Annotated in this window: 21 protein-coding genes; 17 read left to right on the forward strand and 4 right to left on the reverse strand. The window is 72.2% G+C overall.

The genetic code is table 11. From position 1 onward, the window contains the following. Positions 1 to 169: 169 nt before the first annotated feature. The 13 genes from ACWGUG_RS13265 to dapF all read left to right on the forward strand — a co-directional run bounded on the left by ACWGUG_RS13265 (position 170) and on the right by dapF (position 13178). Positions 170 to 1846 carry a ribonuclease J gene (locus ACWGUG_RS13265; protein ID WP_378884827.1) on the forward strand — a complete coding sequence of 559 codons (1677 nt, stop codon included), beginning with the start codon at positions 170 to 172 and terminating at the stop codon, positions 1844 to 1846. Positions 1847 to 1916: 70 nt separating this feature from the next. Further along, entirely contained in the window at positions 1917 to 2411 is a 495-nt protein-coding gene (locus tag ACWGUG_RS13270) for a GNAT family N-acetyltransferase (RefSeq protein ID WP_336399035.1), read from the forward strand. Between the two features lie 81 nt (positions 2412 to 2492). Continuing rightward, positions 2493 to 5219 carry a DNA translocase FtsK gene (locus ACWGUG_RS13275; RefSeq protein ID WP_452324948.1) on the forward strand — a complete coding sequence of 909 codons (2727 nt, stop codon included), beginning with the start codon at positions 2493 to 2495 and terminating at the stop codon, positions 5217 to 5219. Between the two features lie 50 nt (positions 5220 to 5269). Then, positions 5270 to 5842 (forward strand): CDP-diacylglycerol--glycerol-3-phosphate 3-phosphatidyltransferase, encoded by a 573-nt coding sequence (gene pgsA, locus ACWGUG_RS13280; protein ID WP_452324949.1) that lies wholly within the window; start codon positions 5270 to 5272, stop codon positions 5840 to 5842. After that, on the forward strand, positions 5839 to 6342 hold the full coding sequence (locus ACWGUG_RS13285) for a CinA family protein (RefSeq protein WP_452324950.1): 504 nt from the start codon (positions 5839 to 5841) through the stop codon (positions 6340 to 6342). The genes pgsA and ACWGUG_RS13285 overlap by 4 nt, the downstream gene beginning before the upstream one ends. Positions 6343 to 6504: 162 nt before the next feature. Beyond that, a complete protein-coding gene (locus tag ACWGUG_RS13290) occupies positions 6505 to 6813 on the forward strand; it encodes a helix-turn-helix domain-containing protein (RefSeq protein WP_109211855.1) in 309 nt (102 codons plus the stop codon). A 41-nt stretch (positions 6814 to 6854) separates the two neighbouring features. Then, positions 6855 to 7076: a DUF3046 domain-containing protein gene (locus tag ACWGUG_RS13295; RefSeq protein WP_336399031.1), complete on the forward strand. Its 222-nt coding sequence runs from the start codon at positions 6855 to 6857 to the stop codon at positions 7074 to 7076. A gap of 266 nt (positions 7077 to 7342) precedes the next feature. After that, entirely contained in the window at positions 7343 to 8398 is a 1056-nt protein-coding gene (gene recA, locus ACWGUG_RS13300; protein ID WP_336399030.1) for a recombinase RecA, read from the forward strand. After that, on the forward strand, positions 8398 to 9228 hold the full coding sequence (locus ACWGUG_RS13305) for a regulatory protein RecX (RefSeq protein WP_452324976.1): 831 nt from the start codon (positions 8398 to 8400) through the stop codon (positions 9226 to 9228). Before recA ends, ACWGUG_RS13305 begins: the two co-directional genes overlap by 1 nt. A 63-nt stretch (positions 9229 to 9291) precedes the next feature. Beyond that, positions 9292 to 10842, forward strand: coding sequence for a tRNA (N6-isopentenyl adenosine(37)-C2)-methylthiotransferase MiaB (gene miaB, locus ACWGUG_RS13310; RefSeq protein ID WP_452324951.1), 1551 nt, complete (start codon positions 9292 to 9294; stop codon positions 10840 to 10842). Positions 10843 to 10929: 87 nt separating this feature from the next. Further along, the gene (gene miaA, locus ACWGUG_RS13315; RefSeq protein ID WP_452324977.1) at positions 10930 to 11832 is read left to right on the forward strand and encodes a tRNA (adenosine(37)-N6)-dimethylallyltransferase MiaA; all 903 of its coding nucleotides are present in this window, start codon (positions 10930 to 10932) and stop codon (positions 11830 to 11832) included. Then, positions 11829 to 12251, forward strand: a complete 423-nt coding sequence (locus tag ACWGUG_RS13320; RefSeq protein WP_336399027.1) for a GNAT family acetyltransferase — start codon at positions 11829 to 11831, stop codon at positions 12249 to 12251. The genes miaA and ACWGUG_RS13320 overlap by 4 nt, the downstream gene beginning before the upstream one ends. Before the next feature lie 39 nt (positions 12252 to 12290). Continuing rightward, on the forward strand, positions 12291 to 13178 hold the full coding sequence (gene dapF, locus ACWGUG_RS13325) for a diaminopimelate epimerase (RefSeq protein ID WP_336399026.1): 888 nt from the start codon (positions 12291 to 12293) through the stop codon (positions 13176 to 13178). 48 nt (positions 13179 to 13226) lie between these two features. Here the strand turns inward: dapF and ACWGUG_RS13330 are convergent, their stop codons facing one another. Continuing rightward, positions 13227 to 13874: a class I SAM-dependent methyltransferase gene (locus tag ACWGUG_RS13330; protein ID WP_336399025.1), complete on the reverse strand. Its 648-nt coding sequence runs from the start codon at positions 13872 to 13874 to the stop codon at positions 13227 to 13229. Between the two features lie 157 nt (positions 13875 to 14031). On the opposite strand from ACWGUG_RS13330, the gene hflX reads away from it, so the two are divergent. Continuing rightward, positions 14032 to 15549, forward strand: a complete 1518-nt coding sequence (gene hflX, locus ACWGUG_RS13335) for a GTPase HflX (RefSeq protein ID WP_452324952.1) — start codon at positions 14032 to 14034, stop codon at positions 15547 to 15549. A gap of 68 nt (positions 15550 to 15617) precedes the next feature. Here the strand turns inward: hflX and ACWGUG_RS13340 are convergent, their stop codons facing one another. Continuing rightward, positions 15618 to 17558 carry a S9 family peptidase gene (locus tag ACWGUG_RS13340; protein ID WP_452324953.1) on the reverse strand — a complete coding sequence of 647 codons (1941 nt, stop codon included), beginning with the start codon at positions 17556 to 17558 and terminating at the stop codon, positions 15618 to 15620. A 269-nt stretch (positions 17559 to 17827) separates the two neighbouring features. Here ACWGUG_RS13340 and ACWGUG_RS13345 point away from each other — a divergent pair, with 269 nt between their 5' ends. Continuing rightward, complete coding sequence (locus ACWGUG_RS13345) at positions 17828 to 18790, forward strand: methylenetetrahydrofolate reductase (protein ID WP_378884848.1); 963 nt, start codon at positions 17828 to 17830, stop codon at positions 18788 to 18790. 94 nt (positions 18791 to 18884) lie between these two features. Further along, positions 18885 to 21215, forward strand: a complete 2331-nt coding sequence (gene metE, locus ACWGUG_RS13350) for a 5-methyltetrahydropteroyltriglutamate--homocysteine S-methyltransferase (protein ID WP_452324954.1) — start codon at positions 18885 to 18887, stop codon at positions 21213 to 21215. On the opposite strand, the gene ACWGUG_RS13355 is transcribed toward metE, so the two are convergent. Together ACWGUG_RS13355 and lexA are read right to left on the reverse strand one after the other, a co-directional pair. Beyond that, positions 21212 to 22744 (reverse strand): hypothetical protein, encoded by a 1533-nt coding sequence (locus ACWGUG_RS13355; RefSeq protein WP_452324955.1) that lies wholly within the window; start codon positions 22742 to 22744, stop codon positions 21212 to 21214. The genes metE and ACWGUG_RS13355 overlap by 4 nt on opposite strands. Before the next feature lie 69 nt (positions 22745 to 22813). Beyond that, entirely contained in the window at positions 22814 to 23494 is a 681-nt protein-coding gene (gene lexA / locus ACWGUG_RS13360; RefSeq protein ID WP_336399019.1) for a transcriptional repressor LexA, read from the reverse strand. Between the two features lie 258 nt (positions 23495 to 23752). Here lexA and ACWGUG_RS13365 point away from each other — a divergent pair, with 258 nt between their 5' ends. Beyond that, positions 23753 to 24121, forward strand: a complete 369-nt coding sequence (locus ACWGUG_RS13365) for a LysM peptidoglycan-binding domain-containing protein (RefSeq protein WP_378884856.1) — start codon at positions 23753 to 23755, stop codon at positions 24119 to 24121. Positions 24122 to 24128: the final 7 nt, after the last annotated feature.

Raw genomic sequence — 24128 nt, forward strand, 5'->3', positions numbered from 1 at the left:
GACCCACGTCCGGGGTGCCTACTTCTCCAACTCCCGTCCCGCCCCCACCGCGGCCGCGGGCGGTGCGCTGCCGTTGGCCGCGGCCCCCCCCTCACGACTACGTCCGGTCGCCGATGGGGCGACGGCACGATGATGAACGGATGCCACGGCATCCGGAGGAGGCTTCACAATGCCCACCACCCCGTACGATCCCCCCGAGCTGGAAGCGGGCACGCTCCGCGTCGTGCCGCTCGGCGGCCTCGGCGAGGTCGGCCGCAACATGACCGTCTTCGAGTACGGCGGCAAGCTCCTCGTCGTCGACTGCGGCGTGCTCTTCCCCGAGGAGCACCAGCCCGGCGTCGACCTGATCCTGCCGGACTTCGAACCGATCAAGGGACGCCTCGACGACATCGTCGGCGTCGTGCTCACCCACGGCCACGAAGACCACATCGGCGCGGTGCCGTACCTGCTCAAGCTCAAGAGCGACATCCCGATCGTCGGCTCCGGCCTGACGCTCGCGCTCACCGAGGCCAAGCTCAAGGAGCACCGCATCCGGCCGTACAGCCTCACGGTGACCGAGGGGCAGCGAGAGAACCTCGGGCCCTTCGAGCTCGAGTTCATCGCCGTGAACCACTCGATCCCCGACGCGCTGGCCGTCGCCATCCGCACGCCGGCCGGCACGGTGCTCGCGACCGGCGACTTCAAGATGGACCAGCTCCCGCTCGACGGGCGCCTCACCGATCTGCGCGCTTTCGCGCGGCTGGGGGAGGAGGGGGTGGACCTCTTCCTCGTCGACTCCACGAACGCGGACGTCCCCGGCTTCACGCCGCTGGAGCGCTCGATCGGCCCGGTGCTCGACCAGGTCATCGGCAAGGCGCCGCGGCGGGTGATCGTCGCCAGCTTCTCCAGCCACGTCCACCGCGTGCAGCAGGTGCTCGACGCCGCGGCCGCCCACGGTCGCAGGGTGGCTCTCCTCGGCCGCAGCATGCTGCGCAACATGACCATCGCGGAGGACCTGGGCTACCTGCACGTGCCCGAGGGCGTGCTGATCGACTACAAGAAGGCGCGCGACCTCCCCGACGACAAGATCGTCTACATGTCCACCGGCTCGCAGGGCGAGCCCATGGCCGTCCTGAGCCGCATGGCGAACCTCGACCACGCGATCGAGCCCGGCGCCGGCGACACGGTGATCCTGGCGTCGAGCCTCATCCCCGGCAACGAGAACGCCGTGTACCGCGTCATCGACGGGCTCACCAAGCTCGGCGCCAACGTCGTGCACAAGGGCAACGCCAAGGTCCACGTCTCCGGACATGCCGCCGCCGGCGAGCTGCTGTACTGCTACAACATCCTCAAGCCCCGCAACGTCCTGCCGGTGCACGGCGAGTACCGCCACCTCATGGCGAACGCCCGCCTCGCCCAGGACACGGGGATCGCGCCCGAGCGCACGCTCCTCGCGGAGAACGGCACCGTCATCGACCTCAAGGACGGCGACGCGCACATGGTCGGCCAGCTCGACCTCGGGTTCGTGTACGTGGACGGCTCGACCGTCGGCGAGATCACGGATGCCGACCTCAAGGACCGCCGGATCCTCGGCGAGGAGGGCTTCATCTCGGTGATCGTCGTGGTCGACGCCGCGACGGGCAAGGTGATCTCGGGTCCCGAGATCCACGCGCGCGGCTTCGCGGAGGACGACCGCGTCTTCGAGGACGTCAAGCCGAAGATCGCCGCGGCGCTCACCGAGGCCGCCAAGTCGGGCGTGCGCGACCCGCACGCGCTGTCGCAGGTGGTGCGCCGCACGATCGGGCGTTGGGTGAACCAGTCGCTGCGACGCCGGCCCATGATCGTCCCGCTCGTGATAGAGGCATAGCGGGATCACCGCCGGGCGGAGAATCGAAGCGTAGCCCGCACGTAACACGGATGGCCGTACCATCGGCCTCGTGGGTACCTCGTTCCGGATCCGTCCCGCTGTGCCGGCGGACGGCTCGTTCCTCGGCGACATGGTCGTCGAGGCGGCGAACTGGCGGCAGGGCGGCGCACGGCCGCGGCACGAGGTGATCGGCGGGGAGGAGCACGGGCGGTACGTCGCCGGCTGGATGCGGCCTGGCGACGCGGGCTTCGTCGCCGAGGCCGCGACGGGAGAGCCGATCGGCGCCGCCTGGTACCGGATGCTTCCGCGCAGCGATCCCGGGTTCGCATACGTCGGCACGGGCGTCCCCGAGCTGATCATCGGCGTGAAGCCGATCTGGCGCGCCCACGGCGTCGGCCGGGCCCTGCTGCAGCGGCTGTGCGAGCACGCACGCTCCGAGGGGTTCGCGCGCATCAGCCTCAGCGTGGAGCGCGACAACTTCGCCTCGACGCTGTACCGCAGCGAGGGGTTCGCGGTGACACAGCGGGGGACGGGCCGCGACACCATGGTGAAGCGCCTGCGCTGAGACGTCCGCCGTCGTCGCGACTCGTGGGCCCGGGCGGCGTGGTTGCCCTGATTTGTCGGAGTCCCCGCCTACCGTGGAGGGATGGCCAGGAGCACAAGCCCGACCAAGGGGTCGCGTGCGTCTTCGAGCGCGTCCGCGAACGCGCGATCCGGTGCGCCGTCGACGCCGCGCAAGCCCGCCGCGGCCAAGCCCGCGCCGGCGCCCAAGCGCTACGTCGGGGACGCGGACCGGCCGCCGGTGATCGTGCGCGCCTGGATGGGGCTCGCGCACGGGACCGGCGGACTGTTCCGGGCGTTCGGCCCGGAGTCGCTCGAGAAGGAGCAGCGCCGCGACGGCTTCCCGTTCCTGCTCGTGCTGCTGGCGATCGCCGGCGCCGTGAACGAGTGGTTCTTCATCGGCAGCGAGGTCGCGAAGACCATCAGCGCCTACACCGTCGGCGGCCTCATCGGCCGTGAGGCCTTCGTGCTGCCGGTGCTCCTGCTGCTGCTCGCGGGCTGGATGTTCCGGCATCCGTCATCCGTGCACGACAACGGGCGCGTCGGCATCGGCTTCGGCCTGCTGATCCTCACGATCGCCGGCTTCTGCCACGTCGCCGGCGGCCGCCCGCAGCCGAACGAGGGGCTTCCCGCGCTGAGCGAGGCGGGCGGGCTCTTCGGCTGGATGGTGGGCGAGCCGCTCGCGCTGGTGCTCACCGACGTCGGCGCCTACATCGTGCTGTCCCTCCTGGCGGTGCTGAGCGTGCTGATCATCACCAAGACGCCGCCCAACCGCATCGGTCGGCGGCTCGGCGAGCTGTACCTGTGGATGTTCGGCGCCGAGCCCCGAGAAGACAAGACGACGGATGCCGCCGGCGACGACTCCGACGACGACGGCGACCCCTCCCTCCCGTGGTGGCGCCGCAACAAGACGGGTCGCGAGACCGACCCCGAGGACGGGCTCGGCTCGGACGCCCTCACCGAGCTCCTGCCGCCGGGGTCCTCGCAGGGCGGCTTCGAGCAGGCGATCGCACCGACGGTGACCCCGCCCCCGGCGGCCGTCACCGACGACCTCACGGAGGTCATCGACCCGGCGGTGCTGTCGGCGGCCAAGGCTGCCACCTCATCGCGCACGTCGCTGCGCGACGACGCCGAGATGATCGAGGACGACGGCACGCTGCCCGGCCTGGACGGCATCGGGTCGTCCACCGCGGTCGACTCGCCCTCGGCGCCGTACCGCCTGCCGTCGGTCAACTCGCTCGCGGCCGGATCGCCGCACGTCGCCCGGTCGCAGGCGAACGACGACACGGTGCGCGCCATCACGAGCGTGCTCGACCAGTTCGGGCTGGATGCGCGCGTGACGGGATTCTCGCGCGGCCCGACCGTCACCCAGTACGAGATCGAGCTCGGCCCGGGCGTCAAGGTCGAGCGCATCACCGCCCTGACGAACAACATCGCCTACGCCGTGGCCTCGAACGAGGTGCGCATCCTCGCGCCCATCCCCGGCAAGAGCGCCATCGGGGTCGAGATCCCCAACACCGACCGCGAGATCGTGACCCTCGGCGACGTGCTCCGCTCGACGGCGGCGACGAATCAGACGCATCCGATGACGATCGGCGTCGGCAAGGACGTCGGCGGCGGCTACGTCGTGGCGAACCTGGCCAAGATGCCGCACCTGCTGGTGGCCGGCTCCACCGGCTCGGGCAAGTCGAGCTTCGTCAACTCGATGATCACGAGCCTGCTCATGCGCGCCAAGCCCGCCGACGTGCGGATGGTGCTCATCGACCCCAAGCGCGTGGAGCTCACCTCCTACGCCGGCGTGCCGCACCTCATCACGCCGATCATCACGAACCCGAAGAAGGCGGCCGAGGCGCTGCAGTGGGTCGTGAAGGAGATGGACATGAGGTACGACGACCTCGCGTCCTTCGGCTTCCGGCACATCGACGACTTCAACAAGGCCGTCGTCGCGGGCGAGATCACGCTCCCGCCCGGCAGCGAGCGCGTCCTGAAGCCCTACCCGTACCTCCTCGTGGTGGTCGACGAGCTCGCCGACCTCATGATGGTCGCCCCGCGCGACGTCGAGGACTCGATCGTGCGCATCACGCAGCTCGCCCGGGCGAGCGGCATCCACCTCGTCCTGGCGACGCAGCGGCCCTCGGTCGACGTCGTGACCGGACTCATCAAGGCCAACGTGCCGTCGCGCCTGGCGTTCGCGGTCACGAGCGTCACCGATTCGCGCGTCATCCTCGACCAGCCCGGCGCCGACCGCCTGATCGGCCAGGGCGACGGGCTGTTCCTGCCGATGGGGGCCTCCAAGGCCCTGCGGGTGCAGGGCGCGTGGGTCAGCGAGAGCGAGATCGAGGCCGTCGTCAAGCACGTTACGGCGCAGGCGCGCCCCGAGTACCGCTCCGATGTGCAGGCCGCCGCCGAGAAGAAGGAGATCGACGCCGACATCGGCGACGACCTCGAGCTGCTCCTCGCCGCCGCCGAACTCGTGGTCTCGAGCCAGTTCGGGTCGACGTCGATGCTGCAGCGCAAGCTGCGGGTCGGCTTCGCGAAGGCCGGCCGTCTCATGGACCTCCTCGAGTCCCGCGAGATCGTCGGCCCCTCCGAGGGCTCCAAGGCCCGTGACGTGCTGGTGACCGTCGAGCAGCTGCCGACCGTTCTGGCCCGTCTGCGCGGCCAGGACGTGCCCGACGAGGCCGCCGCGGCACCCCCGGTCGCCGAGGACCCCTACGGCTCGGATGCCGTCGGCGCGCAGTACGACGGCTACCCGGTCGTCGACGGCGACGAGGGCTCCGAGGACGCCTGGGGCCTCACCGGACGCGACTGAAGCCTTCAGCCCCGTCACGGGGCGGGCGCGTGCGCCGATAGGCTCGGGCCATGGCGATCCCGCGGCAGCTCCCCAACGCGATCACGATCGTGCGCATCCTCTGTGCGCCGGTGTTCCTGTGGATGCTGCTCGCCGACGGCGGCGCCGACGGTGCGCTGCGCTGGTGGGCGGCGGTGCTGTTCATCGTGGCGATCGCGACCGACGGGATCGACGGCTATCTCGCGCGGGCGAACGACATCGTCACCGACCTCGGCAAGCTGCTGGATCCGATCGCGGACAAGGTGCTGACGGGCTTCGCCTTCATCGGGCTGTCGATCCTCGGGGAGCTTCCCTGGTGGATCACGATCGTCGTCCTCGTCCGCGAGGTCGGGATCACCGTGTACCGCTTCGCGGTGGTCAGCGACCACGTCCTGGCGGCGGCGTGGATGGGCAAGCTCAAGACGCTGGCGCAGGGCGTCGCGCTGTCGCTGGCGCTCCTGCCCCTGTGGACGCTCGTCGGCGAGTGGATCTACTGGGTCAACGGCGTCACGATGGCGATCGCGGTGATCCTCACGATCGCCAGCGGCGTCGACTACGTCGTCAGCGAGGCGCGCGCCGCCCGCGCGAAGCGGGGAAGGAAGTGAGCGGCTCGACGCCCGACGGCGAATCGGCGCCGTCTGCGCCCGACCCGGCTGTCGCCGTGCTGCGCGCGCTGGATGCGCGCGGGTGGTCTGTCGCCGCGGCGGAGTCGCTCACCGGCGGGCGTCTGACCGCGGCCCTCGTGGACGTCCCCGGCGCCTCCGCGCATCTGCGTGGGGGCATCGTGGCGTACTCCACGGATCTGAAGACGAGCGCGCTCGGCGTCGAGGCGGACCTGCTGGCCGCCCGTGGCGCCGTCGACCCCGCGGTCGCGGAGCAGATGGCGCAAGGCGTGCGGCACGTGCTCCGCGCGGACGTCGGCCTGGCCACCACGGGGGTCGCCGGGCCGGATCCGCAGGACGGTCAGCCTGTCGGCACCGTCTTCGTCGCGGTGTCCACGCCCGAGACGACCGTCGTCACGTCGCTGACGCTGTCGGGCACGCGGGACGAGATCCGCTCCCGGGCGGTGATCGGGGCGCTCGAGCTGGCGCTCACGCTGCTGTGACGCGCCCCGCGATCGTCGACTCGGGAACAGACCGTGTTTCGTCTCGGTTACATTCGGTGATTCCCACCCGATGCTCAGCGCACGGGTCTAAATTGGCATCAGCTGGTGCTGTACTGTTGTCCACCCGGACAACGCGGAATCCGAAGTGAGGAGGGGGCCAAAATGATCCTGGTACGTCAAGAGATCGGCGAAGTGCTTCGTGATTTCCGCCAGCAGAAGGGGCGCACCCTCCGTCAGGTCGCGAGTCGCGCGAGCGTCGCGCTGGGATACCTCAGCGAGGTGGAGCGCGGCCAGAAGGAGGCCTCGAGCGAGATCCTCGCGTCGGTGGCCGAGGCGCTCGACGTCCCCATCTCGACGATCATGCGCGAGGTCGGCGACCGCATCTCGGTGCTCGAGGGACTGCAGACCTTCCCCGACGTCGTGCCCGACGACCTGGTCGCGTCGGTCGACGCGGAGCTGTCGCTGCGCTGATCCGCGCCTCCCGTACGAAGTGTCGAAACCAGCGAGCACGCATGCGCCGGAGTGAGTTCCATCGCGCCGTCTCGGACGAGTTCGGCGCCCGGGCGAACGCGGTGGTGACCGACCTGGTCCTGTCGGGCGTCGGCGGCCGCACGGCCACGGATGCCATCGCCGCCGGGGTCGATCCCCGCGAGGTCTGGCTCGCGCTGTGCGAGGAGCTGGACGTGCCCGCCGAGCGGCGGTACGGCGTCGGACGCCTCGAGCCGCGCCGCTGACCTGCCGCGACCGCGCGGCATCGTCCGTCGCCGTCCGCCGCGGCGTGTCTGCTCGAATCTTCGTTCGATACCGGCGTAGGCTCCTGCACAGCGGGTATCGAGAACGTGTTTTGCACGGATCCGGGAGGAGCGAGGGCCGATGTCGGAGCCCCTCCCTAACGTGAACACCGTCGAACGACACCTCACGCCTTGTCGCAGCATCCGTCCCGCCGGGTCGGAGCGCGACAGCCTACAGGCGACGGAACGCGAGCATAGAGGAGCACGTCATGCCATCACCCGTTGACCGCGAGAAGGCCCTGGAATCGGCCCTCGCCCAGATCGACCGGCAGTTCGGGAAGGGCTCGGTGATGCGCCTCGGCAGCGACGAGCGCGCGCCCGTCGAGGTCGTGCCCACCGGCTCGATCGCCCTGGACGTCGCCCTCGGCATCGGCGGGCTTCCGCGCGGCCGCATCATCGAGATCTACGGACCGGAGTCGTCGGGTAAGACGACGCTGACCCTGCATGCCATCGCCAACGTGCAGCGCGCCGGCGGAATCGCCGCGTTCGTCGATGCGGAGCACGCGCTCGACCCCGACTACGCGCAGAAGCTGGGCGTCGACATCGACCAGCTGCTCGTGTCGCAGCCCGACACCGGCGAGCAGGCGCTCGAGATCGCCGACATGCTGGTGCGCTCGGGGGCCATCGACCTCGTCGTCATCGACTCGGTCGCAGCCCTCGTGCCCAAGGCCGAGATCGAGGGCGAGATGGGCGACTCGCACGTCGGCCTGCAGGCGCGACTCATGTCGCAGGCGCTCCGCAAGCTCACCGGCGGGCTCAACCAGACCAACACCACGATGATCTTCATCAACCAGCTGCGCGAGAAGATCGGCGTGTTCTTCGGCTCGCCCGAGACCACCGCCGGCGGCAAGGCGCTGAAGTTCTACGCATCGGTGCGCCTCGACATCCGTCGCATCGAGACGCTCAAGGACGGCACCGAGGCGGTGGGCAACCGCACGCGCGTCAAGGTCGTCAAGAACAAGATGGCGCCGCCGTTCAAGCAGGCCGAGTTCGACATCCTCTACGGCGTCGGCATCTCCCGCGAGGGCAGCCTCATCGATTTCGGGGTGGAGCACGGCATCGTCAAGAAGTCGGGTGCCTGGTACACCTACGACGGCGAGCAGCTGGGGCAGGGCAAGGAGAACGCCCGCAACTTCCTCATCAAGAACGAGGACGTCGCCGCCGAGATCGAGTCGAAGATCAAGACGAAGCTCGGCATCGGCGTGCCCAAGGGTGGCGCTGAGGGCTCGGTCGGCGACGAGCTGGCGGCGCGCCGCCCGGCGTGATGGTCCGCTTCGTCGACAGCGGGGACGAGTCCGACGTCGGGACCGACGACGGACTCGCCCCCGTGATCCCGCTCTTCGGCGACCGGGCTCCCGGCTCCTATCCCAAGACGGCGGCGCAGGTGCAGCAGACGCTGGACCGCCTGCCCGGGGCGCGCACGCCGTCACGCCCCGCCGAGGAGGGCGCGACCGTGGGCGATCGCGGCGGCGCCCCCGCCGATGCCGGTGCGCCGACGGCTGACCGCGCCGGTGCGCACGCTGCTGACTCCGCCGGTGCGCGGACTGCTGACCCCGCCGATGCGCGGACTGCTGACTCCGCTGGTGCCGCCGACGCTGCTGCCGCCGCCGACGCCGCCGAGCAGGGCCTGGTGAAGAAGCTCCGGTCGCGGCAGCTCTCCGTCTCAGAGGCGAGGACGCACCTCGTCCGGCTCGATGTCGACGCCGACGCCGCCGATGGCATCATCGACGCCTTCATCGCGCGCGGCTACCTCGACGACGCGAGGCTCGCGGAGCAGATCGTGCACGCCGGCGTCGACCGCAAAGGCCAGGGCCGGCAGGTCATCGCGCAGAGCCTCGTCAAGCGCGGCGTGCCACGCGACGTGGTGGACGCCGCCCTCGCCGAGCTCCCCGACGACGACGCGGAGCGGGCCCTGGTGTTCGCGCGAAGCAAGGCGGGGTCGATGCGCGGTCTGGATCGCGACGTCGCACTCCGCCGTCTGGCCGGACAGCTGGCTCGCCGCGGCTACGGCGGCTCGGTCGCGCTGGGCGCCGCGCGGACGGCGCTCGACGAGACGACGCAGTCCTCCGGGCGGGTCCGGTTCGAGGAGCGCTGACGACGCCGAACCGTCCGCGCCCCGCCGTCCGCTCACCGGCACGGCTCGTAGAATGGCGTGATCATGTCTTCGCCCTCCGCAACCCCGACTCTCATCGCGCCGTCCGCGGCTGCGCACGACGTCGACGGCCGCGCCCGCACCTACGAGGTGCGCACCTTCGGCTGCCAGATGAACGTGCACGACTCCGAGCGCCTCTCCGGCTCCCTCGAGAGCGCGGGCTACGTCCGCGCCGAGGCGGGCGAGGACGCCGACGTCGTCGTGATCAACACGTGCGCGGTGCGCGACAACGCCGCCGGCAAGCTGTACGGCACGCTCGGCCACCTCAAGTCCCGCAAGGACAAGCACGAGGGCATGCAGATCGCCGTCGGCGGCTGCCTCGCGCAGATGGACAAGGACGTCGTCCAGCAGAAGGCGCCGTGGGTCGACGTCGTGTTCGGCACGCACAACATGGGCTCGCTCCCCAGCCTGCTCGAGCGCGCCCGCCACAACGGCGAGGCCGAGCTCGAGATCCTCGAGGCGCTCGAGATCTTCCCGTCGACCCTCCCGACCAAGCGCGACAGCGTCTACAGCGGCTGGGTGTCGATCTCGGTCGGCTGCAACAACACCTGCACGTTCTGCATCGTGCCCAGCCTGCGCGGCAAGGAGAAGGACCGCCGGCCCGGCGACATCCTGAACGAGATCCGCCTGCTCGTCGACGACGGCGCCATGGAGGTCACCCTCCTGGGGCAGAACGTCAACTCGTACGGCGTCGAGTTCGGTGACCGCCAGGCATTCGGCAAGCTCCTGCGCGCCGCCGGCGAGATCCCGGGCCTCGAGCGGATCCGCTTCACGAGCCCGCACCCGGCGGCCTTCACCGACGACGTCATCGACGCGATGGCAGAGACCGCTGCCGTGATGCCGCAGCTGCACATGCCGCTGCAGTCCGGCAGCGACCGCATCCTCAAGGCGATGCGCAGGTCCTACCGCAGCGACCGGTTCCTCGGCATCCTCGACCGCGTCCGTGCCAAGATGCCCGACGCCGCGATCTCCACCGACATCATCGTCGGCTTCCCCGGCGAGACCGACGAAGACTTCGAAGACACGATGCGCGTCGTCGAGCAGGCCCGGTTCGCCAGCGCGTTCACCTTCCAGTACTCCATCCGCGAGGGCACGCCGGCGGCGACCATGCCCGACCAGGTGCCCAAGGAGGTCGTGCAGCAGCGCTACGAGCGCCTCATCGCGCTTCAGGAGCGGATCTCGCTCGAAGAGAACCAGAAGCAGGTCGGCCGCGAGGTCCAGGTGCTCGTCTCGACCGGCGAGGGCAAGAAGGACGCCGAGACCCACCGCCTGACCGGACGCGCCGAAGACAACCGGCTCGTGCACTTCGAGGTGCCCGCGGGGTCCGAGACGCCCCGCCCCGGCGACGTCGTGTCCGTCGTCGTGACGCACGCGGCGCCGTTCCACCTCCTCGCCGACGCGCCGGGCGGCGCGCCGCTGCGCATCCGCCGCACGCGGTCCGGCGATGCGTGGGACCGGGCGCAGGCCGAGTCGTGCGGCATCCCGGCACCGGCGGGCGACGCCGGAGCACCGCGGGCGGTGTCCCTCGGCCTGCCGACGCTGCGCATCGGCGTCTGACACGACGTGGTGACCTCCGAGGCGGGGGAGCGCCCGACTGCCGCGCCGCGCCCGGCCGCGACGCCGCGCCCTGCCGCGGCGCCGCGCCTGTGGGCCGTCGTCGGCGCGACCGGGACCGGCAAGACCGCGCTCTCGCTCGACCTGGCCGAGGCGCTCGCGGAGCGCGGCCGCCCCGCCGAGATCATCAACGCCGACGCGATGCAGCTGTACCGGGGCATGGACATCGGGACCGCCAAGCTGCCTGAGACGCAGCGGCGCGGCATCCGTCATCATCTCTTCGACGTGCTGGAGGTCACCCAGGAAGCGGCGGTGGCGTGGTACCAGGAGGCGGCGCGCGAGGTGATCGCCGACATCCACCGGCGGGGCGCGGACGCCGTGCTCGTCGGCGGATCGGGGCTGTACGTGTCGAGCGTGCTGTTCGACTTCCGGTTCCCGCCGCGCGACGCCGACGTCCGCGCACGACTGGAGTCGGAGCTCGACGCCCACGGACCGGGCGCCCTGTTCGCCCGCCTGCGCACGCTCGACCCGGCGACCGCCGAGCGGATCGACCCCCGCAACGGACGCCGCATCGTGCGCGCGCTCGAAGTGCTCGAGCTCGGCGAGCGCACCCACGGGGCCGCGCTTCCCGAGGCGCCCACGCTGTGGCACGACCGAACGCGGATCGTCGGCGTCGCGGTGCCCCGCGACGAGCTCGTGCGGCGACTGGACCTGCGCGTCGAGGCGATGTGGCGCGACGGCATCGTCGACGAGGTGGCGCGGCTGCGCACGCAGGGACTCGATCGAGGAGTCACCGCCCGGCGCGCCATCGGCTACGCGCAGGCCCTCGCCCAGCTGGCGGGCGAGATGACCCAGGCGGAGGCGATCGCCGAGACGCAGGCGCTCACCCGGCGGTACGCCCGCCGGCAGGTGTCGTGGTTCAAGCGCTACGAGGGCGTCCTCTGGGCCGAACCGTCGACGGATGCCTCGTCCCTGGCAGACTCGATGCCATGACGATCGCCATCCGCCCCTTCGACGTCGCCGACACGGAGGACGTCGTGTCGCTCTGGCAGGCCACCGGGCTGACGAGGCCCTGGAACAACCCGTACCAGGACATCAGCCGCAAGCTCTCGGTGCAGCCGGAGCTGTTCCTGGTCGCTGTCGACGAGCGCGCTGTGGTGGGGTCGGTGATGGCCGGCTACGACGGCCACCGCGGGTGGCTGTACTACCTCGCGAGCGCGCCCGAGCGTCGCGGCGAGGGGATCGGCAGGCGACTGGTCGGCGAGGCCGAGGATCGGCTGCTGGCGATGGGGTGCCCGAAGGTGCAGCTCATGGTGCGGCCCGAGAACGGCGTGGCGCGCGGGTTCTACGACTCCCTCGACTACGAGCCGTTCGAGATCTGGGCGACGGGCAAGCGCCTCATCGCCGACTGAGGCGGCGGTCGCGCATCGTCGCGACCCTAGACTGGGACGATGCCGCAGACGATCGCGTTCACCAAGGGCCACGGCACCGGCAACGACTTCGTGATCGTCCCCGACCCCGACGGCGCGCTCGATCTCACCGACGACCAGGTCGCCGTGCTGTGCGACCGCCGGTTCGGCATCGGCGGCGACGGCATCCTTCGGGTCGTGCGCGCGAACGCGATCGCCGAGGGCGCCCAGGCAGCCGCCTCCGGCGCCGAGTGGTTCATGGACTACCGCAACGCGGACGGCTCCAAAGCGGAGATGTGCGGCAACGGGGTGCGCGTGTTCGTGCGCTACCTCGTGGACGTGGGCTGGGCCGACGTGGAGGACGCACCGCTCGCGGTGGGCACGCGGGCGGGTGTCAAGACGGTCACTCGCAGCGACGGCACGCTCGGCGAACGCGGCTACGAGGTGGATCTGGGCCCGTGGCGCGTGGAAGACGCCGAGGTGCTCGTCCGCACGCGCGGGGGCGGCGCGCCGCGCCCGGGCATCGGGATCGACGTCGGCAACCCCCACGTGGTCGTCGCGCTGCCCGACGAGACGGAGCTGGAAGGCCTCGACCTGGCCGCACAGCCCCTCCTGCAGCCCGAGCCGCCGCACGGGGCCAACGTCGAGTTCGTCGTGCCGAGCGATCCGCTCGTGCGGGAGGGCGTCGGCTCCATCCGGATGCGGGTCTTCGAGCGCGGCGTCGGCGAGACCCTCAGCTGCGGCACCGGCGTCGCGGCCGCGGCGCTCGCGGTGCGTCACTGGGCGGGGCCGGCTGCGCCCGATCGCTGGATCGTCGACGTCCCCGGCGGGACGCTGGGGGTGCGGATGCCGGAGGTCGACGGCGAGCGCCACGTGCTGCTGTCCGGGCCGGCGACCCTCGTCTACTCCGGCGAGGTCACGCTCGCCTGAACTGCCTCCGCCGACGGCGGGACGCGGTGGGACAGCCGTGGCGCGTGGTCAGAGCTCCGGGATCCGGATGGGCTCGCTCGGGGGAGACCCGTGCCGGCGGATCTTCAGGACGCGGAACCCGCGCGCCGTCGCCGCGCGATGCACGCTGAACCTCCGGTCGAGCGTCGCGGCGAGCCACCGCTGGAGCGAGTCCGAGCCGAGGTTGCGCTGCACGACGAGCCAGGCATCCGCTCTCTCGTCCAGCCGCGGGATCCACCGCTCGAGCAGACCGTGCAGCTCGTGCTTGCCGACTCGGATCGGCGGGTTCGACCGGATCGTGCGGAACATCACGTCATCGGGAACATCGTCGGGCAGGACGGCGTTGACGTTCTCGAGGCCGAGATCGGCCGCGTTGCGGCGCACCAGATCCAGTGCCCGCTCGTTCACGTCGACGGCCCACACCGTCGCACGAGGGGAGTCCATGGCGAGGCTGAGCGCGATCGGGCCCCACCCGCAGCCGAGGTCGAGGAAGTGCCCGCCTGCGGGCGGCGGGGGCGTGTTCGACAGCAGCACCGCGGTGCCGGAGTCCACGTGGTCGGGGCTGAAGACGCCTCCGGCCGTCGTGACCTCCAGGTCGCGTCCGGCGAGCCGGACGCGGACACGGCGCAGATTCTCGGGGCTGGCGGGCGTCGCACTGAAGTAGTGGTCGCTCCCCATGGGTGACGAGCCTAGCGGAGGTGCTGCCCGAGCTGGGAGCGCATCGGACGACCGCCATTCCCTGTCCAGGCCCACCTCGCAGGACTAGAATTCACGGATGCCGCGAACCGGCCGATGAGCGTCGGAAAACGGCATCCCATCCACAACGAAGGAACACATGACGGATACGACAACCCCCCAGAGCACCGACGAGACGCCGGTCGACCCGGTGGATCGCGTGCTGGCGCGCGCCGAGGCGCGCTCGGGGGTGCACGTCTTCGGAGCCGCGCAGGCGCTCCAGGACGAGGCCACCATCGGGCTGGGCGACAGCGACGGCGAGCAGTGGGACCGTGAGGAGCGCGCGGCGCTGCGGCGCGTCCCCGGCCTGTCGACCGAGCTCGAGGACGTCACCGAGGTCGAGTACCGGCAGCTGCGGCTCGAGAACGTCGTGCTGGTGGGGGTCCATCCGCAGGGCGAGACGGAGGACGCGGAGAACTCGCTGCGCGAGCTGGCGGCCCTCGCCGAGACCGCGGGCGCCGTCGTCCTCGACGGCGTGCTCCAGCGACGCCCCCACCCCGACCCCGCGACGTACGTCGGCCGGGGCAAGGCCGAGGAGCTGCGCGACATCGTGGCGGCCGTCGGCGCCGACACGGTCATCGCCGACACCGAGCTCGCACCCAGCCAGCGGCGTGCGCTCGAGGACGTCGTCAAGGTCAAGGTCATCGACCGCACGACCGTGATCCTCGACATCTTCAGCCAGCACGCGAAGAGCCGCGAGGGCAAGGCCCAGGTCGAGCTCGCCCAGCTCGAGTACCTCCTGCCGCGACTGCGCGGCTGGGGTGATTCGATGAGCCGTCAGGCCGGTGGGCAGGTCGGCGCGGGCGGGGCGGGCATGGGCTCGCGCGGCCCCGGTGAGACGAAGATCGAGCTCGATCGCCGGCGCATCCGCACCCGCATGGCGCAGCTTCGCCGGCAGATCCGCGACTTCGCGCCCGCACGCGACGCCAAGCGCGCCGAGCGCAAGCGGCACACCGTGCCGTCGGTCGCCATCGCCGGCTACACCAACGCCGGCAAGTCGAGCCTGCTGAACCGGCTGACCAGCGCCGGCGTCCTCGTCGAGAACGCCCTGTTCGCGACCCTGGACGCCACCGTGCGCCGTTCCGAGGCGGCCGACGGCCGGGTCTACACGCTCACCGACACGGTCGGCTTCGTCCGGAACCTCCCGCACCAGCTCGTCGAGGCGTTCCGCTCGACGCTGGAGGAGGTCGGCCAGGCCGATGTCATCCTGCACGTGGTCGACGGGTCGCACCCCGACCCGGCCGCACAGCTGGCGACGGTGCGCGATGTGATCGGCGACGTCGGTGCGCGCGACATCCCCGAGATCGTCGTGTTCAACAAGGCCGATCTCGTGGACGCCGACACGCGCCTCGTGCTGCGCGGACTCGAGCCCCAGGCGCTCTTCGCCTCCTCCCGCACGGGGGAGGGCGTCGAAGAGCTGCGTGCCGCGATCGAAGCGGCGCTGCCGCTCCCGGCCGTCGAGGTGCACGCGCTCGTGCCGTACGACCGGGGCGACCTAGTGTCGGCGATCCACGAGCAGGGGATGATCCTGTCGCAGGCGCACGAGGAGGGCGGCACGGCCGTGCACGCCCGCGTCGGCGAGCATCTCGCCGCCCGCCTCGCCCCGTTCTCGGTCTGAGACGCAACCTCCGCCCGAGACGCCGCCGACGGCCCCGCACCCTGTCCGGTGCGGGGCCGTCGCGCGTCTCAGTCGAGGGGGAGGGGCGGGATGCCGGGAGTCTCGAACCCGAACACCTGCCCGAGGAACGCCACCTCGGCCTCGAGGGTGCGCACCAGCGTCTCGGCGCCGCGGAACCCGTGACCCTCGCCCTCGAACGCGAGGTACGCGTGCGCGACGCCGTTGGCGGCGAGCGCGTCGCGCACCGCCTCCGACTGCGACGGAGGGACCACACGGTCCTCCAGGCCCTGCTCGATGAGCAGCGGCGTCCGCAGCCGGTCGAGGTGCGTCAGCGGCGATCGCTGGACGTACAGGTGCTCCGCGTCGGGGAGCGGCCCCACCATGCCGTCGAGGTAGCTCGCCTCGAAGTCGTGCGTGTCCTCCGCGAGGCGCCGGAGGTCGGCCACCCCGTAGCGGCTGATGCCGGCGCCGAAGACGTCGGAGCCCGTCAGCGCGCAGAGCACCGTCCACCCGCCGGCCGAGCCGCCGGCGATCGCCAGCCGCTCCGGGTCGGCCGCGCCGGCCGCGGCGTGACCTCGCGCGGCGGCGACCACATCGTCGACGTCCACGACGCCCCACTGTCCGAGCAGGCGCTCGCGGTACGCGCGGCCATAGCCGGTGGAGCCGCCGTAGTTCACGTCCAGCACGCCGATTCCGCGGCTGGTGAGGTACGCGATCTTCCCGGATGCCGCGCCGCCGACGTGGTCGGTCGGCCCGCCGTGCACGAAGACGACGTAGGGCGGCCGCTCGTCCTGCGGACCGCGGGCCTCGGGATTGCGGGGCGGGTAGTCGAACGCGTGCACCGGGCCGTGCGGCCCGGGGAAGGTGACGGCGCGGGAGCGCGGCATCCACTCGTCACCCCAGGGTGATTCCCCTCCGACGATCAGCCGCCGGGCGTCGGGGCTGTCGACGTCGAGCTCCCACAGTCCCGCTCCGCGCGAGCCGGCGCCCGACAGCAGGAGGCGTGTGCCACGGACGTCCTCGATCGACAGGCGGGTGACGGCGTCGGCGGGAAGGTCGTGCGCAGCGCCGTCCGTGCCGATCAGCACGAGTGCATCCGCCCCGTTCGTGCGGACGGCGACGATGCGGCCGTCCTCCAGCGCCGCGAACCAGCGGGTGCCGAGCACCCACAGCGGGCCGCCGGTATCGGCGTCGGCCTCGGCGACCGGCTCGTGCGGGAGGTCAGCGGTCAGGCGCATCCGCCACACGTTCCAGCGGCCCGACGGGTCGTCGGCGAACAGGAGGGCGTCGTCGGCGGTCCACACCGGCTGCAGCGGCGAGGAGTCGCCGCCGGCGACGGTCGTCCACTCCGCCACGGCGCCGTCCTCGATCCGGCCGATGCGCAGCTCGGCGCGGTCCCACGCCATGTGCGGATGGTCCCACGCGATCCACGCCAGGTGCCGCCCATCGGGCGAGAGGGCGGGGTGGGCCACGAAGTCGCTGTCGCTCGCGAGCGACACGATGCGGGCGGCATCCCTCGCACCCGATCCGTCCAGCGGGATCTCGACGATGTCGCGCAGCGGCGGGCGGCCTTCGCGGTGCGCCTCGCGCACCGCGAGCAGGCGTCCGCGCTGCAGGCTCAGGCCGCCGTAGCGCACGTCGCCCGCGTCGGGGGTGAGCGGCTGCGGCTCGGACCCCGGCCGCAGACGGCGGACGCGCTGGTCGGCCTTCTCGACGAAGTAGAGCACGCCCTGGTCGTCGGCGGTCCACGAGCCGCCGCCGTACTCGTGCACGCGCGACCGGGCGCTCCACGGCGCGGGGAGGACGTCCTCGACCGACCCGGACGAGGTGCGCCGCCGCACCGCCGACCGGCCGGCTTCCTCCGGGACCGACTCGCCCCACCACACCTGGGGCGCACTGCCGCCGCCGACGAACCGCGCCCCCTCGATGCGCGGCGATGCGGCGGACACCGCCGCGGCGGAGATCGGAGAGGGCCAGCTGCCGTAGGGGAGTGCGCGGGTGGTTGTCACGACACCACGGTACGACGAAGGCCGCCACCGCTCGACCGAAACAGTAGGTCACAGGACGGTGCACGCCGCCCGCCTCCGCTACCGTGGACGCATCGTCGCCCGGTCGTCCTCACGGACGCCCCGAACCACGGGGTACCGGGCAGGAGCGACAGCCGAGCCCGGCACCCGCCCGCGATGACACCCCTTCCGCTGCGGCGGTGAGCGTGGTGCCGCGGCCGCCCGGGCTTTCCGTTCGGCCCAGCCCTGTCCCCGACCTGAGAAGCAGACCCATGCCGATCGATCTGAGCACACCTGGCGTGCCGATCTCGTTCGAGGTGTATCCGCCGCGCTCCGACGCGGGCTTCGCCGCACTGCACGAGACGATCCGCCACCTCGCCGCCGTCGACCCCCGGTTCATCTCGGTGACGTACGGCGCCGGCGGCTCCACCGGCGGCCGCTCCCTCGAGCTGCTGACCCACATCCTCCGCGAGACGCACGTCGAGCCGCTCGCGCACCTGACCTGCGTCGGCAACGGCTACGCCGGCGCGACCTCGCTCATCCGCGAGTTCCTCGATGCCGGCATCACGAGCTTCCTCGCCCTCCGGGGCGACCCGCCCGCCGGATCGTCCGAGGACGACGCGTTCCTCGGCGACCTGGAATCCGCCGCACAGCTCGTGCAGCTGATCGACTGCGTGCAGGCCGAGCGGGCCCCGTACACCGAGGCGCCCGTCCCCGGCGTGCCGGGCGCCGTCCGCGTCGCGGAGAGACCGCGGGTCGACATCGCGGTCGCCGCCTTCCCGAACGGGCACCCGCGGGCCCGCCACGCATCGAGCGACATCGACGCGCTCCTCGCCAAGCAGGCGGCCGGTGCCACCCTGGCCATCACGCAGCTCTTCTTCCACGCCGAGGACTATCTCGGGTTCGTGCAGCGCGCGCGCGACGCCGGCGTCACGATCCCGATCCTGCCGGGGATCATGCCCATCACCTCGCCCGCGCGGCTGCGGCGCGTGCTCGAGCTCACGGGGGAGCAGCTGCCCGCCGAGCTGGCCGTCGCGCTCGACGTCGAGCCGACCGCCGAGGGGCAGCGTGCGGTGGGCGTCGCCCACGCCGCGCAGCTGGCCCGTGAGGTCGTCGAGGGCGGGGCCCCCGGCATCCACCTCTACGCGTTCAACAACCACGACACGGTCCTCGAGGTCCTGGGCGAGGCCGGGGCGCTCCCGTCGGCGTCACGGCTGCCCGATCCCGTCCACTGACACGCGGGCGCCGCGCTCCGTCGGAGAGCCCGACGGTGTCTTCGGCGACCCCGGAAACCCCCTGCCGCACACCCAGAAGGAAAGAGAGACGCACATGTCCGACCCTCGCCCGCAGTTTCCGAGAGGCACCATCCTCGGCTACCCGCGCATCGGCCGCCGCCGCGAGCTGAAGCGCGCCGTGGAGGCGCACTGGTCCGGAGCCACGGACGTCCAGACGCTCGAGCGCGCCGCGGCCGAGCTGCGCCGCGCGACGCGCGAGCGTCTGGCCGCCCTCGGCCTCGGCCGCGACGACTCGTCGATCCCGGAGTCGTTCTCGTTCTACGACCAGGTGCACGACGCCGCCGTCGCGGTCGGCGCGCTGCCCGAGCGCTTCGGCGCGCGGCGCGGTGACGACGGCCGGATCGGCCTCGACGCCTATTTCGCGGCCGCCCGCGGCGCGGGCGACGATGCGCCGCTCGAGATGACGAAGTGGTTCGACACCAACTACCACTACCTCGTCCCCGAGATCGGCCCCGAGACCGCGTTCGCGATGTCGTGCGACCGCTTCGCCCGCCAGGTGGCGGAGGCCAGGGCCGACGGCTTCACCGTCCGGCCGGTGCTGGTCGGTCCCGTCACGCTGCTCGCCCTTTCGAAGCCGACGGATGCCGCGCCCGCAGGCTTCGACCCGCTCAGCCGCCTGGACGACCTGCTGCCGGTATACGTCGAGCTGCTCGAGGGACTGCGGGCCGCGGGCGCGGAGTGGGTCCAGCTGGACGAGCCCGCCCTCGTGAGCGAGAGCCTTCCGGCGACCACGGCGCAGCTGGCGGATGCCGCTGCCAGGGCATACGGGGTGCTCGGCGCCGCCGCACGCCGCCCGTCGCTCCTCGTCGCCGCCCCGTACGCGCAGTTGTCCGATGCGGCGTGGGCGGCGCTGGGCGCGGCGCCGATCGAGGCGATCGCGGTCGACCTCACGCGCGGCGGCGTCCCGGCCGCGGTGGACGGCCTCGCCGGCAAGACGCTCGTGGGCGGCGTGATCGACGGCCGCAACGTGTGGCGCGGCGACCTGGAGGCGGCGTGGGGCCGTCTGTCGGACCTCGCGGCGCTCGGCGCCGGCTCTGTCGCCGCCGCCACGTCGACCTCTCTGCAGCACGTGCCGCACGACGTCGACGACGAGTCCGCGCTCGATCCGCGTCTGGCGTCGTGGCTCGCGTTCGCCGACCAGAAGGTGGGGCAGGTCGTGACGCTCGCGACCGGTCTGGCGGAGGGACGCGCGGCGATCGAGGACGCGCTGACGGAGGCATCCGTCGCCCTCGCCGCCCGGCGATCCTCGCCCGGCGTGCGCGACGGTGCCGTGCGGGCGCGCACGGCCGGCCTGGTCGATGCCGACTTCGACCGCGGCGCGTACGGCCGGCGCGTCGCTGCCCAGGACGCGCAGCTGGCCCTGCCGCTGCTGCCCACGACGACGATCGGCTCGTTCCCGCAGACCGACGAGATCCGGCGGGCGCGTGCGCGGCACGGCCGCGGCGAGCTGGGCGCCGCGGAGTACGAGCGGTTCCTCCGCGACGAGATCGCGCGCGTCGTGACCCTGCAGGAGGATCTCGGGCTGGACGTCCTCGTCCACGGCGAAGCCGAGCGCAACGACATGGTGCAGTACTTCGCCGAGCACCTCGACGGATGCGCCGTCACCGAGAACGGCTGGGTGCAGTCCTACGGCTCGCGCGCGACCCGGCCGTCGATCCTGTGGGGTGACGTGTCGCGTCCGGCGCCGATCACGGTGGCGTGGTCGACGTTCGCCCAGTCGCTCACCGACAAGCCGATGAAGGGCATGCTGACCGGGCCGGTGACGATCCTCGCCTGGTCGTTCGTCCGCGACGACCAGCCGCTCTCCGAGACCGCGAACCAGGTCGCCCTCGCGCTGCGCGACGAGATCGCGGACCTCGAGGACGCGGGCATCCGGGTGATCCAGGTCGACGAGCCGGCGCTGCGGGAGCTGCTCCCGCTGGCGGTGGCCGACCAGCCGGCGTACCTCGCGTGGTCGGTGGCGTCCTTCCGCCTCGCCACAGCCGGCGCGGCACCCGCGACGCAGGTGCACACGCACCTGTGCTACTCGGAGTTCGACGTCGTGATCGATGCGATCGCGGCACTGGACGCCGACGTCACCTCCATCGAGGCCGCCCGCAGCCGCGGCGAGGTGATCGGCGACATCGCGTCGTCGGGCTTCGCGGCCGGCATCGGGCCGGGCGTGTACGACATCCACTCGCCGCGCGTGCCGTCCGTCGACGAGATCTCGGAGCTCCTCGACCGCGCGGTCGCCGAGCTCCCGCTGCGCCGCGTGTGGGTGAACCCGGACTGCGGCCTCAAGACGCGGGGGTACGGCGAGACGGTGACGTCGCTGCGGAACCTCGTCGAGGCGACGCGGGCGGCGCGGACGCGCGTTCCGGCCTAGCGGCGCTTCTTGGTCCCGGATGCCGCGGCCCCTCCGGTCGCGGCATCCGGCGTCTCCACCACCACGGTGTCGGCATCCGCGTCGATCACGAGGGTGTCCGCCTCGGAGTCGAGGACGAGGGTGTCGCCGTCGGTGACGCCCGCCGGCCCCGCGCCGTCGGCGGGGGGCACCGCGACCACGTCGGCCGCGGCCGCCGCCTCGGCGTCCTCCGGCCGGCGCTGCAGCAGTTCGGTGACCCACCACACCAGGAGCCAGACGATCAGGACCAGGAAGACCTCTCCGACCGACAACGGCCGCAGGAGCATCAGCCACAGCACCGCGAGGACGCCGAGGACCACCCGGACGAGCACGCGCTGTGCGAAGAGCCACGAGCCGACTCGGCCGGTGTCCACGCCCCGCCGGAGGGCGGCGGTCCGGATCCCGGCGTTCATCGACGCGACCCCGTGGCGGGCCGCCTGAGCGCCGCGCCAGCGCCCCGACATCCAGGCGATCACCGCGATCACCAGGCCGAGGAGCGTCAGCACCACCGCGGTGTCGCGCATGGCGCCGGTGATCTGCTCGTACATCGAGGCGAGCGCGCCGGCCGGCACGCCGAGGTTCGGTCCGCTCAGCGCGAGCACGGCGCCGCCGGCGCCCAGGGCGATCGCGAGCGCGGCCGCGCCGACCGCGATGCCGACGCCTGTTCCCAGGACCGCCGTGGAGCGCCGCCGGGCGATGGCGATCCCCGCGACGAAGAGGACGAGGGCCAGCAGCGGCGTCCACCACCCCGCGGCCACCGCGAGGTTGTAGACCGTGCCGACGACCGTGAGGGCGTCGCTCTGGGCCACCACGATCGTCCTGTCGATCTCGGGGATCTGCTCGGCGATCCCGATGCCGCGGTCGACGAGGCGGTCCTTGACCTCCGCGATGATCGGGCCCAGCTGGATGCCGATCTCCCCCTCGCCGGTGATCACCACGGCGCCGCCGGCCGTACCTCCCGCCGCGACGGCCTGCAGCGAGCGGTGACTGGCTCGCAGAGCCGTCTCCCACACGTCGGCGAAGGCCTCCGACTGCACGAGGCGCGTGACGGTCGTGTCGACGAGGTTCTGCACCCCCTGCGCGGCGGGGGAGCGCAGCAGATCGAGGGCGGCGAGGGCGCGCGGCGGCAGATCGAGCTGCTGGATGCCGTCGAAGAGATCGTTCACGACCGTCTCGAGGTTCAGCGACTCGTCGATCGCCGCGGTGACCTCCTGCACGATGAGCGCCTGAACCTGCGGGTCGTCGGCCAGCGGTGCGAACGTCTCGACGAAGCGCGTCTCGTCGACCAGCTCGACGCGTGCCCACGCGGCGACGATCGACACCGGCACCAGGATCGTGGCGATGACGATGCACAGCGCCGAGAAGAAGGCGCGCCAGCGGCTGCCGGGCGGTTCGGTCGACGTCCTGGCGCCCTGCGCGGAATCACCGCGGAGTCGGGCGTTCTCCGCCTCGAGCGCCTCGAGGCGCGCGCGGAGGTCGGCGGCGTCGGCGATGCCGGTCGTGTCGGTCATCCCCCCCTTATAGCGCGCCGCGCCGCTGCCCCGCCAGGACCTTCGTCACGCGTTTCGAGTGAAAGGCGCTCAGACCGCGCGCAGCACCGCCACGACCTTGCCCAGCACCGTCGCCTCGTCGCCCAGGATCGGCTCGAACGCGGAGTTGCGGGGGAGCAGCCATGTGTGGCCGTCGCGCTGCCGGAAGGTCTTGACCGTGGCCTCGCCGTCGAGCATCGCCGCGACGATCTCGCCGTTGTCGGCGGTGGCCTGCGCGCGCACGACGACCCAGTCCCCGTCGCAGATCGCGGCGTCGATCATCGACTCGCCCGAGACCTTGAGCATGAAGAGGTCCCCCTTGCCGACGAGCTGGCGGGGCAGCGGGAAGATCTCCTCCACCTGCTGCTCGGCGGTGATGGGCACGCCGGCGGCGATCCGCCCGACGAGGGGCACCAGGGCGGCGTCGCCCAGCGAGGGCGCGGCGTCGGCCGGGCTCTCGGTCGCCGACCCGGGGAGGTCGATGAGCACCTCCATCGCCCGAGTCTTGCCGGCGTCGCGGCGGAGGTAGCCGCTGAGCTCGAGCTGGTTGAGCTGGTGGGTCACGCTCGACAGCGACTTCAGGCCGACCGCGTCGCCGATCTCGCGCATGCTCGGCGGGTAGCCGTGGCGCGCGATGGAGCGCTGGATCACCTCGAGGATCGCGAGCTGCTTGTCGCTGAGGCTCTTGCGCCGACGAGTCTGGGGCTTGTCGCGCCCGGCCGCGTCGCTCATCTTCCGGCTCCCGTCCTGCGCCCGCGAGCGCTGTTTCTTCGAATGTCGGAGGCCCGTGGTGGGGTTCTCGTATCGAAACCGTATCCGCATACCGGGGGTACGGGGAACAACCCGTCCGCGTGTCGCGTTCGATCATTCGGCACTCGGGCCGAGTCTTGACACCGTCGAAAGTCGAAGATAGCTTCGGAAGAGAGGTTCGCACTCCCCGCTCCCGGCCGAGCGGGGAATGCGAATCTCTCCCCATCACGAGGAGACACCATGACCGCGATCGCTTACACGACGTCCGTTCCCTCGCCGGCGCGCGCGACGCGTCTGCGACTCACGGTGCGGGGCCGCCGCGTCCTGGCCACGCTGGCGGCGATGCCCGCGGTGATCGCGCTCAGCGCCGCGGTCATCGGCGGCGGGGCGGCTCTCGCCACCCGCGACGCCGGTGCGCCGGCGGGGTCGTTCAGCACCGTCACCGTGTCGCACGGCGACTCGCTGTGGACGATCGCGGAGGACGTCGCGCCCGGGCACGACCCCCGCGACGTGGTCGACGCCATCGTCCGCCTGAACGCACTCGACGGCGTCACCGTCCAGGCCGGGCAGAGCCTGGCGATCCCGGCGGAGTACGGCTCGGCGGAGTAGGGCCCGG

The sequence above is a fragment of the Microbacterium sp. NPDC055455 genome, from assembly GCF_053619935.1.